This is a genomic window from Wolbachia endosymbiont (group B) of Schoenobius gigantella (assembly GCF_964031005.1).
Classification (GTDB): domain Bacteria; phylum Pseudomonadota; class Alphaproteobacteria; order Rickettsiales; family Anaplasmataceae; genus Wolbachia; species Wolbachia pipientis.
This window is the reverse complement of record NZ_OZ035002.1, coordinates 1,547,613-1,561,140: the sequence shown is the minus strand read 5'-3', so window position 1 is coordinate 1,561,140 and position 13,528 is coordinate 1,547,613. Positions and strand designations below refer to the sequence as shown.

Annotated in this window: 17 protein-coding genes; 4 read left to right on the top strand and 13 right to left on the bottom strand. The window is 35.1% G+C overall.

Features of this window, described 5'->3' with window-relative positions; genetic code table 11:
- Positions 1-5: 5 nt before the first annotated feature.
- Together ACQH2O_RS07365 and ACQH2O_RS07360 are read left to right on the top strand one after the other, a co-directional pair.
- Positions 6-491, top strand: a complete 486-nt coding sequence (locus ACQH2O_RS07365; RefSeq protein ID WP_010082371.1) for a hypothetical protein — start codon at positions 6-8, stop codon at positions 489-491.
- A 97-nt stretch (positions 492-588) separates the two neighbouring features.
- Positions 589-963 carry a hypothetical protein gene (locus ACQH2O_RS07360; RefSeq protein WP_010082372.1) on the top strand — a complete coding sequence of 125 codons (375 nt, stop codon included), beginning with the start codon at positions 589-591 and terminating at the stop codon, positions 961-963.
- A 72-nt stretch (positions 964-1,035) separates the two neighbouring features.
- On the opposite strand, the gene ccmE is transcribed toward ACQH2O_RS07360, so the two are convergent.
- From ccmE to ACQH2O_RS07320, 8 genes are read right to left on the bottom strand one after another with little or no spacing between them, the layout of a single operon-like run.
- Positions 1,036-1,428, bottom strand: a complete 393-nt coding sequence (gene ccmE / locus ACQH2O_RS07355; protein ID WP_010082373.1) for a cytochrome c maturation protein CcmE — start codon at positions 1,426-1,428, stop codon at positions 1,036-1,038.
- Entirely contained in the window at positions 1,412-1,549 is a 138-nt protein-coding gene (locus ACQH2O_RS07350; protein WP_010962957.1) for a CcmD-like small membrane protein, read from the bottom strand. Before ACQH2O_RS07350 ends, ccmE begins: the two co-directional genes overlap by 17 nt.
- Positions 1,546-2,589, bottom strand: coding sequence for a biotin--[acetyl-CoA-carboxylase] ligase (locus ACQH2O_RS07345; protein ID WP_010082374.1), 1,044 nt, complete (start codon positions 2,587-2,589; stop codon positions 1,546-1,548). Before ACQH2O_RS07345 ends, ACQH2O_RS07350 begins: the two co-directional genes overlap by 4 nt.
- Before the next feature lie 17 nt (positions 2,590-2,606).
- Positions 2,607-3,971, bottom strand: a complete 1,365-nt coding sequence (locus ACQH2O_RS07340; protein ID WP_095742783.1) for an NADH-quinone oxidoreductase subunit N — start codon at positions 3,969-3,971, stop codon at positions 2,607-2,609.
- Positions 3,968-5,410, bottom strand: a complete 1,443-nt coding sequence (locus ACQH2O_RS07335; RefSeq protein ID WP_425385180.1) for a complex I subunit 4 family protein — start codon at positions 5,408-5,410, stop codon at positions 3,968-3,970. Before ACQH2O_RS07335 ends, ACQH2O_RS07340 begins: the two co-directional genes overlap by 4 nt.
- A 3-nt stretch (positions 5,411-5,413) precedes the next feature.
- Complete coding sequence (gene nuoL / locus ACQH2O_RS07330) at positions 5,414-7,261, bottom strand: NADH-quinone oxidoreductase subunit L (RefSeq protein ID WP_022626390.1); 1,848 nt, start codon at positions 7,259-7,261, stop codon at positions 5,414-5,416.
- Positions 7,262-7,265: 4 nt separating this feature from the next.
- The gene (gene nuoK / locus ACQH2O_RS07325) at positions 7,266-7,574 is read right to left on the bottom strand and encodes an NADH-quinone oxidoreductase subunit NuoK (protein ID WP_010962953.1); all 309 of its coding nucleotides are present in this window, start codon (positions 7,572-7,574) and stop codon (positions 7,266-7,268) included.
- A complete protein-coding gene (locus tag ACQH2O_RS07320) occupies positions 7,565-8,152 on the bottom strand; it encodes an NADH-quinone oxidoreductase subunit J (RefSeq protein ID WP_010962952.1) in 588 nt (195 codons plus the stop codon). Before ACQH2O_RS07320 ends, nuoK begins: the two co-directional genes overlap by 10 nt.
- 212 nt (positions 8,153-8,364) lie before the next feature.
- On the opposite strand from ACQH2O_RS07320, the gene ACQH2O_RS07315 reads away from it, so the two are divergent.
- Both ACQH2O_RS07315 and ACQH2O_RS07310 read left to right on the top strand, forming a co-directional pair.
- The gene (locus tag ACQH2O_RS07315; protein ID WP_010082321.1) at positions 8,365-8,793 is read left to right on the top strand and encodes a WD_0964 family protein; all 429 of its coding nucleotides are present in this window, start codon (positions 8,365-8,367) and stop codon (positions 8,791-8,793) included.
- Between the two features lie 127 nt (positions 8,794-8,920).
- Positions 8,921-10,837, top strand: a complete 1,917-nt coding sequence (locus ACQH2O_RS07310; RefSeq protein ID WP_425385179.1) for an ATP-dependent helicase — start codon at positions 8,921-8,923, stop codon at positions 10,835-10,837.
- Between the two features lie 223 nt (positions 10,838-11,060).
- Here ACQH2O_RS07310 and ACQH2O_RS07305 read toward each other — a convergent pair whose 3' ends face one another.
- From ACQH2O_RS07305 to ACQH2O_RS07285, 5 genes are all read right to left on the bottom strand, one after another.
- Positions 11,061-11,204 carry a Putative reverse transcriptase gene (locus ACQH2O_RS07305; protein ID WP_022626389.1) on the bottom strand — a complete coding sequence of 48 codons (144 nt, stop codon included), beginning with the start codon at positions 11,202-11,204 and terminating at the stop codon, positions 11,061-11,063.
- Between the two features lie 162 nt (positions 11,205-11,366).
- Positions 11,367-11,603 carry a hypothetical protein gene (locus ACQH2O_RS07300; RefSeq protein WP_238513961.1) on the bottom strand — a complete coding sequence of 79 codons (237 nt, stop codon included), beginning with the start codon at positions 11,601-11,603 and terminating at the stop codon, positions 11,367-11,369.
- 179 nt (positions 11,604-11,782) lie between these two features.
- A complete protein-coding gene (locus ACQH2O_RS07295; RefSeq protein ID WP_007549940.1) occupies positions 11,783-11,986 on the bottom strand; it encodes an IS5 family transposase in 204 nt (67 codons plus the stop codon).
- Between the two features lie 91 nt (positions 11,987-12,077).
- Positions 12,078-13,244, bottom strand: coding sequence for an aspartate kinase (locus ACQH2O_RS07290; protein ID WP_010962950.1), 1,167 nt, complete (start codon positions 13,242-13,244; stop codon positions 12,078-12,080).
- A 92-nt stretch (positions 13,245-13,336) separates the two neighbouring features.
- Positions 13,337-13,501 (bottom strand): hypothetical protein, encoded by a 165-nt coding sequence (locus ACQH2O_RS07285; protein ID WP_425385178.1) that lies wholly within the window; start codon positions 13,499-13,501, stop codon positions 13,337-13,339.
- Positions 13,502-13,528 lie beyond the last annotated feature (27 nt).

The following is a 13,528-nucleotide window of genomic DNA, read 5'->3' as shown; positions in this document are numbered from 1 at the left end:
TTATTATGAGTAAAAACAATGTAGAATTATATTTTGGTGACGAGCCTTCAGACCAAAGTAAATTACTAAAACTTGAGAGCCCGGTTTTTACAAAACCAGATTTTGTAAAACCAAGTATAGATTCAGTAAAAATTCAGAATAAAGAAAAAGGTGCTAAGGAGTTAGATTTTGATATAAATCAGCCACTGGAAAAAATACCTATAGCGGAAATGAAGCAAACAGCCGCAGCTATAACATACCTTAAAAAGGTTTATGATGGCTTGATAGACAGTATTAATGAGTATAACACAAGTTTAAGCAGTAACATTACAACTGGCATAGTGGAGCCACTGTCAACAACTATATCAAATATAGGGAACAATACAACTGAAATAAAAAGTCAACTTCAAACTCTTCGAGATGAGCTTCAGGAATTTCGTGATGATCAGCCAGGCATTGCAGAAGCTTCCATATTCCCTCATGCTACTGGCGAAGAGAACGGGTTGCTTTAATAAAAAAGGTAATAGCTTGCTAGCTGTTACTCTTTCCACATACCACTTCAATGTAGCTGAATTGATTTTAAAATTATAATTTTTTATAGGAGTTAGCATGAATAATAGTAAACAAGAAAGCAAAAACGAACTTAAAGTAATAAGCAAAATAGAAGTTAACACCAAACCTAAAGGTTATGATGAAACAGTTGCGCGAAATCCAGCGCAGCTTGGTTATGTCCACAAAGCTTTAGATAAATTAATCGCAGAGCTGAACACGAAATTCGTTCCTGAATTGGATGATGTATTGCATAACAATAGCAACTCTATCAGTCAATTAAATGACATGCTAACAGAAGAAAGGAGTAAGCTTGACGAGCTAATTACAAAGGTTGGTAATGAAAATAGTGGTTTAGTACAGAGCCTGAATAACTTACAGACAAAAGTAGAGGAATTAGAAAACAATACCATTAATGAACCAGATTGGGGTTAAACTGGAAAGAGTAATAGTCTCTAGGCTGTGACTCTCTCTACATACCGTTTCAATACAGCCAGGTTAAGGAATCTATTTTAAAACTTTCGGCATATAGTTCTCATCATGTTTTGCAAACACTGTATCTGCAAGAAAAGTACTATTATCAAACATTTTACCTTGCACAACAACACCACTTTTTTCTGAAAACATTGGTGGAAGTATTCCCTGATATTTCACCATAACGCTCTTATTAAAATCTGTCATTTGAAAAATCACTTCACTTTCGTTGCGTATCACGCTATTTTCAACAACCATTCCACCAACACGGATTAGTTTTTGACCATTTGGTAAAACTATTGCCTCACTTACTGTATAGAAAAATGAGATATTTTCTTTGAGCGTTGTTAAAATAAAAAAAACTGCACAACTTAAAAAGCAGAAAATTCCTGAAGTTATAAGTAATCGCTTATGTTTCTTCTTCATGATTATCTTTCAGGCTTTCTAGAATTTTTTTACTTTTAGTATAACAAGAAATGGTAAAAATTAGCTCTCCAGCAATCAGCGTGAAACTAATAAGGTAAGCAAAAATTACATATGTATTCATAATGCATTATCAATAAATAACTCACCTGCATCAAAATAAATTAAGCTTCCATCCTTTTGCTGCAACACCAATTTACCACTTTTATCTATATCAGCAAAAATTCCTTCATACAATTTGTCAGCTAACTTTACACTGATTTGCTCATTCATTTTGAATGCTTTTTTTAACCACATTTCTCTTATAGCATAAAACCCATCAAGTAGCCATTGCTTTCTTAGCTTATTAAAATTTATTATTAATTTCTTTAACAGATCTATGTTAGACACAGACTCACCGTAATTGCTAATGCACGTTGTTCCTGGAAGTGGTGCATGACTGACATTAATTCCAATTCCTATAATGAGCCAATTCGAATTGGATCTTTTTTCAAGCAATATTCCACTTATTTTCTTGCCATCGATTAGAATGTCATTTGGCCATTTATACTGGAGATTTAGACCATTTATAAATGACAGTATAGCATTTCCAACAGCAAGAGCAGTAACAAAAGTCAATTCTGTTAATTTGCTAACTTGATTCATTAAACCTCTTTCTATCATCCCAGTATTTTCCCCAGTGCTTGACACATAACTATGCGAACATTGCAATTTGCAGGTGGTATGTGGTGTCATTCCAGTGCGTGACACTGGAATCCAGTTCTTATTACACAGTTGCCTGATGTGCCCATTTGTAATTAAGTTTTCTGGATCCCAGTGCCAGGCTACTCGGATGACATCATCCTTGGTGGGAATACCACAACGTTTGTACAGTTGTGTGCTTGACCATTCTTCTTGATTTCTAGATTCCAGCGTCACGCGCTGGAATGACACCGAAAGCTGGCTTTCATTCAGATAATCGTTAAAGAGGTTTATTACCAAACTTGCATAAAAATTACCCTCTGGAGAAATCCAGTTTTTTCCGGTGCGCCCCCTGCCTTCTGTTTGTTTATCAGCAACAATAATAGTTTCATTTGATATTCCTTTATCAATTAAATCCAACGCTTCTTTATTAGTGCTTGAAACTTTTTTGTAATGATGAATATGAAAACCCTCAGGGGTCACCTTGTCAGCCCTTTAGTTCAATGAGTGAGTAAAACGTACAAGAAAAGAACGAGGTTGATCAGCGAAGCCACCGAAGTGATAATGAATAGGCCCTTAGAATAAGCAACCTTATTACCACTAGCTTTATCGAAATACATAGCTTTTATAATATTTAGATAATAGTAACACGATACAACACTCGCCACCACAAGGGTCAAAGACAGGCTGATAAAGCCAGAATTTATTAAACTTTTGAATATAAAAAATTTAGCGATAAAACCTGCAAGTGGAGGTATTCCCGACATCGAGAGTAACAGTACAGAAAGATGAAATGCTACAATTGGGCGTTTCTTCCCTATACCAGATAAATTTGCAATATCACAATCTTCATCGTCAATTTGTACAAGATATGAGAATAGCCCTATGCTTGTGATGATATATATCACCAGATACATTAAGGCACTATCTGTTCCTGCTTGTGTAAAAATAGAAAGTGAAGCAAATATAAAACCAATGTGACCAATTGAACTGTAAGCAAGCAGCCTTTTTAAGTTTTGCTGACGTAAGGCCCCAAAAGCTGAGATAAGAACAGACAATGCTGAAACGTATAAGAAAATAGGCTGAACATAACTTTTTACATTTACTAACTCTTCATTCATCAATCGAATTAAAAATGTTACAAGTGCAGCTTTTGGGGCCGTAGAAAAAAACGCAGTTACTATGGTAGGTGCACCTTGATAGACATCTGGAGCCCACATATGAAAAGGAGCAATAGCAAGCTTGAAACACAAACCAATTAGGACAAAGACTAACCCAAAAACTATTCCATAAGTTATCTGATGGTTTTGCAAGAATGAACCGAGCTCAGAGAAATTGACTTGTCCTGTATATCCATAAAGCAGCGACATTCCATATAGCATAATGCAGGAAGATAATGCACTGAGTGTAAAATATTTCACTCCTGCTTCACATGAATAAATCGAATCTTTATTAAAGCTCGCAAGAACATACAAAGATATACTCATCAACTCAAAAGCTAAATAAAAAGAAATCAGACTATTTGCTGAAACCAAAGTTATCATGCCAAATAGCGCAAAAAGAATCAGCATTGAAAATTCATACTTATAGTCATATTTTGATAAATTCAGCATCAAAAGTATTAAAATTCCTGTGCTGAGAATTAACCCTTGGGCTGACCTGATGTATAAATTGAGTTTTAACAACGAATTAAAGAGAAAAATTTCATTGTTTTCTGCCGAAAGAATTAAAATAATCAAAGTTACCACTGTGCAGCCAAGTGCTAATAAGTTGATAGTTCTGCGGTTAAATATAATCCCAAGCAGCAGCAACACTAACGAGGAGATAATAGAGAACGTTTCCGGCAATATCTGTATATAATTCATAGCGCATTATATTTGACTAACAAATTTGCCATACATGGCTTCAAATAATTCAGTGCAAGGGTTGGGTAAAATCCAAGCAAAATAACAAACACTGCAAGCAGAATTAAGACAGAAAATTCTATGCTATCCAAACGGTTATTTAATAATTTAGAATAGCTAACCCCCCATATTATTTGCTTACATAAATTCAGCATATAAACTGCGCTTAAAATAGTGCCAAGTGCGATAAATCCTGTAAAAAACCCTATGCTCTTAAACATTCCAACCATAGCCAAAAACTCACCTGCGAACCCAGATGTTCCAGGTAGCCCTATTGAAGCCATTGAAAATAAAATGAACATAAAACCAAATTTTGGCATTGTGTTTACTATGCCAAAATATTTTGCAATCTCCAAAGTTCCAGTTCGAGTATATAGCATTCCAACACATAAAAATAAAGCAGCAGAAATAAGGCCATGACTAATCATTTGAAATATGCTACCCAGTACTCCTTCCTCACAAAATGAAAAGAGGCCAGCAGTAACGATCCCCATATGTGCTATTGAAGAATAAGCTATTAACTTCTTTATATCATCTTGAGCAAACGCAACTAGAGAAGCATATATCACCGCAATAATGCTCAGCACAACAACGAAATTTGAAAAATACAAACTTGCCTGAGGAAGAATTGGAATAGAAAACCTTAAAAATCCATATCCCCCCATTTTAATAAGCAAGCCAGCTAAAATCACAGATCCAGAAGTTGGTGATTGCACATGTGCATCAGGAAGCCAAGTGTGAAATGGAAACATCGGTACTTTTATTGCAAAAGAAATAAAAAATGCAATCCACAGCAATGACTGCACTTCAAGATCAAGGCTTGGCACTAATGTAGCTAATTTTTGTATATTAAACGTTCCAAAAATGTTATAGATGTAAACCAATCCAAGTAGAAATAATAATGAGCCAGTTAATGTATAAAGAAACAACTTAAACGTTGCATATACCCTGTGTTTTCCTCCCCAGATGCCAATAATAAAGAACATTGGTATTAAAACAGCTTCAAAAAACACATAAAAGCTTATAGCATTCAGTGAAACGAAAAAACCGACTACAAAACTCTCAAGCAGTAGAAACAATGCCATATAGGCTTTTAGGGTCGTATAACTCATTTTGCAGTTGTAGAGTATACAAATTACAAACAAGAAAGTTGTAAGCAGAAGGAAAAGCAACGATATACCATCTATCCCTATTCCAACATTTCTAATTGGGTAGCTGACAAACTGAAAGTCCGCATTGTTATAATCAAATTCTATACAAGCTACAATGCTAAGCAAAAATGGAAGTACAGCAAAAAATAGAGCAAGGAATCTTAAGTGTATAGATTGATGATTAATCCTGATTAAGGATAAAATCAACGCTCCTATCAGTGGAAGCAAGAATATACTAAGTAACAACACCTTCTATTTAATTCCAATAATATATAAAGCACCGATTATTAGAGTAACAAACATAATAAATGCATAATCAAATATATAACCAGTTTGTAACTTTATAGAACTTTTTGAACATTCATTAACCAACCTTACAACACCATTTGGTCCAAATGAATCAATAGCCTTAACATCAAACTTCCATAGAAGCCTAGATATAAACCTTATCGGTGCAATTATAACAAACTCATACACCTCATCAAAGTACCATTTATTCTGCAAAAACTTAAGTAAAAATTTACTCTTAATTTGCCTAATTACTTGATATTGGTAAATTAGGTACGCAAGTGCTATTCCACTTAGGCTTGCTAAGGTTGGCAGTAGTTTTATAAAGAAATTATGAACTCCATGCTCATCAATCATCACTAAACTTGATTTCCAAAACGCATTACTAGTTATGTTCAAAATATTTGCTCCCCATATTCCAGAAAATACTGATCCAAAAGCGAGTATCAGTAATGGTATAAGCATAATCTTTGGTGCCTCATGTATATTAATTTTACTTTGTTTTTGGCTGTGGAACACAAGAAGCAATAACCTCCAAGAGTAAAACGCTGTGAAGAATGCAACAACTAAGCTTATTACAAAAGCAAAGCTATCCGTGCTATAAGCATGTTCAATTATCAAATCCTTTGAATAAAAACCTGCAAATGGGAATATCCCAGAAAGCGCAAGAGATCCAATCCACATGAGAGCGTAAGTGCAAGGGATTTTCTTCCAGCAATTTCCCATTTTCTGAATGTTTTGCTCATGATGCATTGCATGAATCACATTGCCAGCACCAAGAAATAGTAGAGCTTTAAAAAAAGCGTGTGTCATTAAATGAAAAATAGCAACATTGTAAGCAGAAAGCCCACATGCCATGAACATATAACCAAGTTGACTGCAGGTTGAATAAGCAATTATTTTCTTTATATCGTTCTGAGTAATTGCAACGGTGGCTGCAAAAAAAGCAGTGAGTGCTCCAACGATAACTATTAATTCTCGTGCCACATTTGATAACTCAAACAATGGAGAACACTTTGCTACTAAAAATATACCTGCTGTTACCATCGTTGCTGCGTGAATAAGTGCAGAAACAGGAGTTGGCCCTTCCATTGCATCTGGCAACCAAACATGTAAACCAAGCTGTGCAGATTTACCCATACAGCCAATAAAAAGTAATATGCATATTATATGAGTTACTTTGAATTCACAGCAGAATGCCCTAATGTTCTGCGTGCCAAGAAGATCAGTTGTGTCAAAAACTTCAGTAAAATTCAAAGAGTGAAATGTATAATAAATAAGAAAGATTCCAATCAATAGTGCAAAGTCTCCTACCCTATTCACAACAAATGCTTTAATTGCTGCATTATTTGCAGAATATTTTTGGAACCAAAATCCTATGAGTAAATAAGAACATAGGCCAACCCCTTCCCAGCCAAAAAAAAGCTGCACGAAATTATCGCTTACAACCAGCACAATCATGCAAAACGTAAATAGCGATAGGTAAGAAAAAAACCTCGACTTCCCCTTATCATGCTCCATATAACCGATAGAGTAGAGATGTACTACCAGTGAAACGGTGGTAATAACAATAAGCATTAAGGATGAGAGAGCATCCACACTAATTGCCCAATTTACTTTTAAGATGCTCAATGAAAACAAAGGAAATAAACTCAAGTGATAATTTTCAGAGAAGGTGAGAAAAACATACCAAGATAAAACTGCAGATATTCCAATCCCTGCCGTTGTAACTAACTGACTTTTTCTAAAAAGTGCTGCAAATAGCGAACCAAAAAGTGGCAAAAATACTATTAATTTCAGTATATCCATCATACTTTCATTCTTTCATTAAATTTGCTTGTTCAACATCTATATTGCCACGGCTTCTATAATATACAACCAATATTGCAAGCCCAACTCCTGACTCTGCTGCCGCAACAGTCAACACAAACATCACAAAAATTTGCCCAACTATATCATTCATAAAGGCAGAAAAAGCAACTAGATTGATGTTAATCGCCAACAATAATATTTCTATTGATAACAATATATTGATTATGCTCTTACGGTTGATGAAAATACCGCACACCCCAACAGTGAACAAAATAGCAGCAACTATCAAAAAATGATTTAATCCTATTTCCATTCCACTCCTTTTCCAAATTTAGCCTTAACCAATTTTACAGATGAAGATTGCGTCAATTGCTTTAATACATTCTGTTTTTTAACTCCTTTTTTCTTGTCCTGCAAAGTAAGAGCAATTGCACCGACAATTGCAACAAGTAGCAAAATTCCAGAAAGATGAAAAGCGTACATGTAGTCAGTGTAGAGCAAATTACCGATAGCTTTCACGTTATTGGCATTATAGTTTATAACATTACTTATATTCAGCGTTGAGCTGCGGATTACAAAACTGATAATCAAAAAAAACACACCACACAATATAGCACCAAGAGTGAAATGCTTCGCAAAACCCTGGCGCAATCTTATGTAGTCAATATCGAGCATCATAACTACAAAGAGGAACAACACTGCAACTGCACCGATGTATACTATCAGTACCATCATAGCGATGAATTCAGCTCCAAGGAGAATGAAAAGCACTGCAGAGTTAACGAAGGTGAAAATTAAAAATAATACTGCATGCACAGGATTTCTTACACTAATTACGCATACAGCAGATAAAATGCTAAGAATTGCAAAAAAATAAAAGAAAAAAGGCATTGATACTTTAACTGCAACAATAGTTACTAATTTAAAGTGACTATCGTTGTAAAGTCAATATTATATTAAACGTTTGAAAACATTGTACTACAAAGCTCCAGCTCCATTTTAAATTATTATACAGAGCGCTTTCTAAGTGCTTAATCAATACACTAAGTCCTTAATTTATCAATATATAATATGTGTATGTTAGTAATTAATGGCGGCTCAAAATGTACAACATATTTGGTTATTTTAAAAGCAACAATAGTTCTAACGCACAAAGTAGCAGACTAGATGGAGAAAGTTATCAATACACCACAAGAGACTATATGACAATTTACTTTAATAACACACTAGCAAGTTTCAGTAGATCATTGAGAGAATTTAAAGAAAAAGCGTATGGATTTATGTATGATATCGGAACTTGGTTGAAAGAAACATATGAAAATCTCACTGAACGACCTGCAACGCATAATCGCTATACCCCAAAAGAAAAACCCCTTGTTGAAGTTGAAGAAATAGAAATGAAGGAACTAAACCGTACATATAAGCCATTCCAAACTCCACTTATCCACCCAACAAGCAGAAGTTCTGGTGCCAATACCTCAAATCAAGTTGTTGTTACTCGACATACACCTGAAACTACTAAAACAAAATAGATGTAAAACCTACGTTTAAATATGTAGTACTTGAGTGAAGCATTCTTTAACTGTTCTATTCAATAAAACCTTTACAATATTTCAATCATAGGTTTAACTTTACGAAGTTATAATCTATAGGGCTACGATGAACGATTATCTCTCACTGCTAAATCCAGAACAACAATCAGCTGTAACTAACATAGATGGACCAGTTTTGATACTGGCAGGAGCCGGGACGGGAAAAACAAGAACGATTACTTCAAGAATAGCACACATAATTAGAAACGGTCACGCTTATTCTGATGAGATATTAGCAGTTACATTTACAAATAAAGCAGCAAATGAGATGGTATCAAGGGTACTTGAGCTAACGGGCACAAACATACCATGGCTTGGCACTTTCCATGCAATTGCAGCAAAAATCTTGCGCCTGCACGCAGAAATTGTGGGCTTAAACCCCAATTTTACAATCATTGGTGTGGATGACCAATTACAGGTAATAAAAAATATTATCAATGAAATAAATCCTGATTACCTATCAGAAAAATGTAAGACCATTATGAATATTATTCAGCAATGGAAAGAGAAGTGCTTATTGCCATCTGAAGTGGAAGATATTCAATCATTTAGGCCAGTATATGTAACTGCACTCAAAGTCTATCACCAGTATCAGGAAAGGTTGAAATTCCTTAATTCTGTCGATTTTGGTGACTTATTGCTATATAACATACAGCTCTTTAATCAAAAGACCGAAGTTCTGTCCTACTACCAAAACAAGTTTAAATATGTTATGGTAGATGAATATCAAGATACAAATGCGATACAATATCTTTGGCTAAAATACCTTGCAAAAGAGCACTCAAATATTTGCTGTGTAGGAGATGATGACCAGTCGATATATAGTTGGCGTGGTGCAGAAGTTGAAAATATTTTGAAGTTTTCTGATGATTTTAAAAATGCAAAAACCGTTAAACTAGAGTGTAACTACAGGTCAACATCCCACATACTTGCAACTGCGTCATATGTTATCAATCACAATAAGACTCGCTTAGAAAAAAAATTGTGGACAACAAACATTGAAGGGGAAAAGTTAAATCTAATAAAATTATGGGATGGGAAAGCTGAAGCAAGGTTCATAAGCGAACAGATATTGAAACTCAATAAATACAGATTTAGTGACATTGCAGTGCTGGTAAGGGCCACTTTTCAAACTAGAGTTCTCGAAGAGTATTTTATAAAATATTCAATTCCCTACAAGATTATAAGTGGCGTAAAATTCTACGAACGTCAGGAAGTCAGGGATATAATTGCATATTTAAGACTTGTTACAAACAATAACGATGACTTAGCTTTCGAAAGGATAGTAAATCGGCCAAAAAGAAGCATAGGAGCTACAACTCTAAAGAAAATATACACGACTGCTCAGGATAACAAAATTTCTTTTTTTGAGGCAGCAAAAATATTAGTTAATAGTAATCAGGTAACCGAAAGAATTAAACTCTCACTCAACGATTTTTTAAATAAAATTAAAGCTTGGGAAGAAATAGTAAGCGTAAAACCACTGCATGAATTCGTTAAAATCGTAGCAAACCAATCAGGATATATTGAAATGCTTGAAAATGAGGAGGTAACAGGCTTAGCACGAATAGAAAATGTTAAAGAGCTCATCTCATCTTTAAAAAATTTCGATAATGCCACAACTTTCTTGGAGCATATAAGTCTGGTGATGGAAGTGGATAATATGAATAACGATGACACCGTATATGTTATGACTCTTCATGCAGCCAAAGGACTTGAATTCCCGTGCGTGTTTCTACCTGGTTGGGAAGAGGGATTATTTCCTCATCAAAGATCTTTTGATGACAAAAGTGGTAAAGCTTTAGAAGAAGAAAGGAGACTCGCATATGTTGGCATAACCAGAGCCAAAGAAAGGTTAATCATTTCATGTGCAGATAGGAGGGAAATTAACAACCAGTGGCAACCGATGCGCACTTCTCGGTTCATTAAAGAATTGCCAAGAGAAAATGTTGAGGTAATTAAAAGCAACATTGCCTACTGTTGAAGCTATAATTGCAGATAAACATATCTTACAAATCTGAATTACTTTAACTATATGTTTCTCCTGGCAAAAATTCTGTAACCGTTCACACTTAATTCTTCAATCTCATACCAATTTCTATTACATAACAAACAAATAGACAATAGAAGTGAGAAGGTTATACTAAGGCAGTATAATGATGGAGTTTTGGAATAGCATTGGTATCAGGTTGCAATTTTAGCTTACATTATGCCAATCTTTCTTCAATTGCTGCTCGCATAAATTCTGCCTGTCTTTTAGTTCTGCAGTGCACTATCGCATCATCCACATATCTTTCAAATGGTACTGTTGGGTGATTTTGTTTCATCCATATATCAAATGCATGGTGCATAAATATGTTTGAAATGATTGGGCTTATTGAACCTCCTTGCGGAACTCCTTTTTTCCCTAACTACCTTACTGCCATCTGCTTGCTGAATAGGGGATTTCATCCACCTTTCAACATACAGTATGACCCATTTGCAGTCTGTGTGCTTCTTGATAGCCTGCAGTGCTAAATTGTGGTCCAGATTGTCGAAAAATCCTGTAACATCAACAGCTTTCTTGGTAATCGTATCCTGTCTCCAATAAACAGCGGTTTTGCTATGTATCCTTGATCAGCAAAAAACTTACGTAAAGTTGGAGCCTTGTATTTAGCTTGAGTGAAAAGATTTAGAGCACCATCACGATCTTGAACACTTGCACTATGAACATCAGCCGCAATAATTAAGCCCACTGTATCTACAACAATATGACGTTTTCTACCCTTTATTTTTTTTTCAGCATCATATCCTCTGGATCCCCTTTTTGAGTGGTTTTTACTGATTGACTGTCAATTATTCCTACTGAAGGTGTTTCATTTTTACCAAACATTTTTCTTACCTCTTTTACTAGCATATTATGTATTTTTTCCAATTTGCCATTACTACGTCACCTGAGAAAATAGTCATACACCGTCTTCCATGGAGGAAAATCTTTCGGCAGCATTCTCCATTGACAACCACCTCTCATTATATACCTTATTGCATTAATAATTGTTCTGATATTGTGCTTTCTTGGCCTCCCTATCTTTCCTTGTGCAACATGTGGCTCCAAAATTTCCCATTCCTTATCACTTATATCACTTGGATACAATTTTCCCTCCTATTTTTTACTTACACTATCATATTTTTTTCCTCATTCCTTTTTAAGACATACTCTTAGACAACTGGACGTCAAGCCTATCCTAGTGCTGCATATCAAGCTCATACTCAGTATGTAAATCTTTGACTAAAGCTACAGCGCATTCTTTTTGAACAATTATACTGATTTTGATTTCAGATGTTGTGATAGCAAGTATTTCTATCTTTTTTTCGCTTAAAACCTTGAGTGTGCGGTGCATCACTTCAGTGTTAGACATAACACCAATACCAATTATTGAAATTTTAGCTACATTATCGTTTATAGCATAATTTTCATTCTTATTCAGTAACTTTTCCATTAAATCAATATCAAATTTGGAGATAACAAAACTTGACCCATGTATCATATCAATTTTAACGTTTGCTCCTGCTATATCTCTTAAAGTACGCAAGTTATTTGCAAGGTTAGTGAAAGTTACAAGAGCTTCATTAGTGCTATAAGTTATTCCAGTAATTAAGTATCTCTCTAGTACATCCCTTTTGTGTAGCACTGTGGTGCCTTCTACTTCCTTAAAAGTGGATAGCACTTGCACTTTAATGTTATGTTTCATTGCAAGTTGTACTGAACGATTATGCAGTATTTTAGCACCAGATGACGACATTTCCAACATTTCATCGTAAGAGATAAATTTGAGCTTGCGTGCCTTTGGAACAATTCTCGGGTCTGCTGTATATATTCCATCAATATCAGTAAAAATTTCGCAAGTTCTAACACCAAAGGCTACCGCGAAGGCAACTGCTGATATATCAGAGCCTCCTCTTCCAAAAGTAGTGATTCTATCATCATTTATACCCTGAAAACCAGCAATGATCGCAGCAGTATAACCCTCAGCAAAAGATCTTTTCACACGTTCAATCTTTATTGTTTTTATTTTAGACTCAGAATAAAAATCATCAGTTACAATTGGTAACTGCCAGGCAAGCCACGATTTAGCATTAACTCCGATCGATTGGAGAGTGATAGCTAATAGACCGCAAGAGATTTGTTCTCCTGCTGAAAGCATAACGTCATACTCTGATAACTCTTGTCTATAACTTAAATTTGAGATTTGCCTAGCCTGAAAAACCATTTGGTCAGTAAATCCTGCAACAGCAGATACAACAACGATTACATTACAACCTTTCTCAATATCGTTTTTTATCAAATTTGCAACTCGGTTTAAATCAGTTAGCGAAGTCCCACCAAATTTTTTTATGATTATTTTGTCCATAGTTACAATATAACTCTCTTCTGAAGAAAAATATAGTTTTTGTAGAGATAGCAGCTTGCAAGCCATTCAGAAAAGGGAAGACAAAGCTATAGCTAACGCGTCATACCACGATTCATTCCATAGCTGTACGAACATTCATTTTTGAAGGTAAATTGCACAGCAAATGGTGTCATCCCAGTGCTTAGACACTGGGATCCAGAAGACTTAATTTCAACCAAGTGGCTGCATAATAAAGGCTGGATTCCAGTGCCAAGCACTGGAATGACACCCTCCCTTGTGGAAAT

Coding starts and splice junctions, on each gene's coding strand:
- ACQH2O_RS07365 (WP_010082371.1), top strand. CDS start 6: ATGAGTAAAAACAATGTAGAATTATATTTTGGTGACGAGCCTTCAGAC.
- ACQH2O_RS07360 (WP_010082372.1), top strand. CDS start 589: ATGAATAATAGTAAACAAGAAAGCAAAAACGAACTTAAAGTAATAAGC.
- ccmE (WP_010082373.1), bottom strand. CDS start 1,428: ATGAAGAAGAAACATAAGCGATTACTTATAACTTCAGGAATTTTCTGC.
- ACQH2O_RS07350 (WP_010962957.1), bottom strand. CDS start 1,549: ATGAATACATATGTAATTTTTGCTTACCTTATTAGTTTCACGCTGATT.
- ACQH2O_RS07340 (WP_095742783.1), bottom strand. CDS start 3,971: ATGAATTATATACAGATATTGCCGGAAACGTTCTCTATTATCTCCTCG.
- nuoL (WP_022626390.1), bottom strand. CDS start 7,261: ATGATGGATATACTGAAATTAATAGTATTTTTGCCACTTTTTGGTTCG.
- nuoK (WP_010962953.1), bottom strand. CDS start 7,574: ATGGAAATAGGATTAAATCATTTTTTGATAGTTGCTGCTATTTTGTTC.
- ACQH2O_RS07320 (WP_010962952.1), bottom strand. CDS start 8,152: ATGCCTTTTTTCTTTTATTTTTTTGCAATTCTTAGCATTTTATCTGCT.
- ACQH2O_RS07315 (WP_010082321.1), top strand. CDS start 8,365: ATGTACAACATATTTGGTTATTTTAAAAGCAACAATAGTTCTAACGCA.
- ACQH2O_RS07310 (WP_425385179.1), top strand. CDS start 8,921: ATGAACGATTATCTCTCACTGCTAAATCCAGAACAACAATCAGCTGTA.
- ACQH2O_RS07305 (WP_022626389.1), bottom strand. CDS start 11,204: ATGCACCATGCATTTGATATATGGATGAAACAAAATCACCCAACAGTA.
- ACQH2O_RS07290 (WP_010962950.1), bottom strand. CDS start 13,244: ATGGACAAAATAATCATAAAAAAATTTGGTGGGACTTCGCTAACTGAT.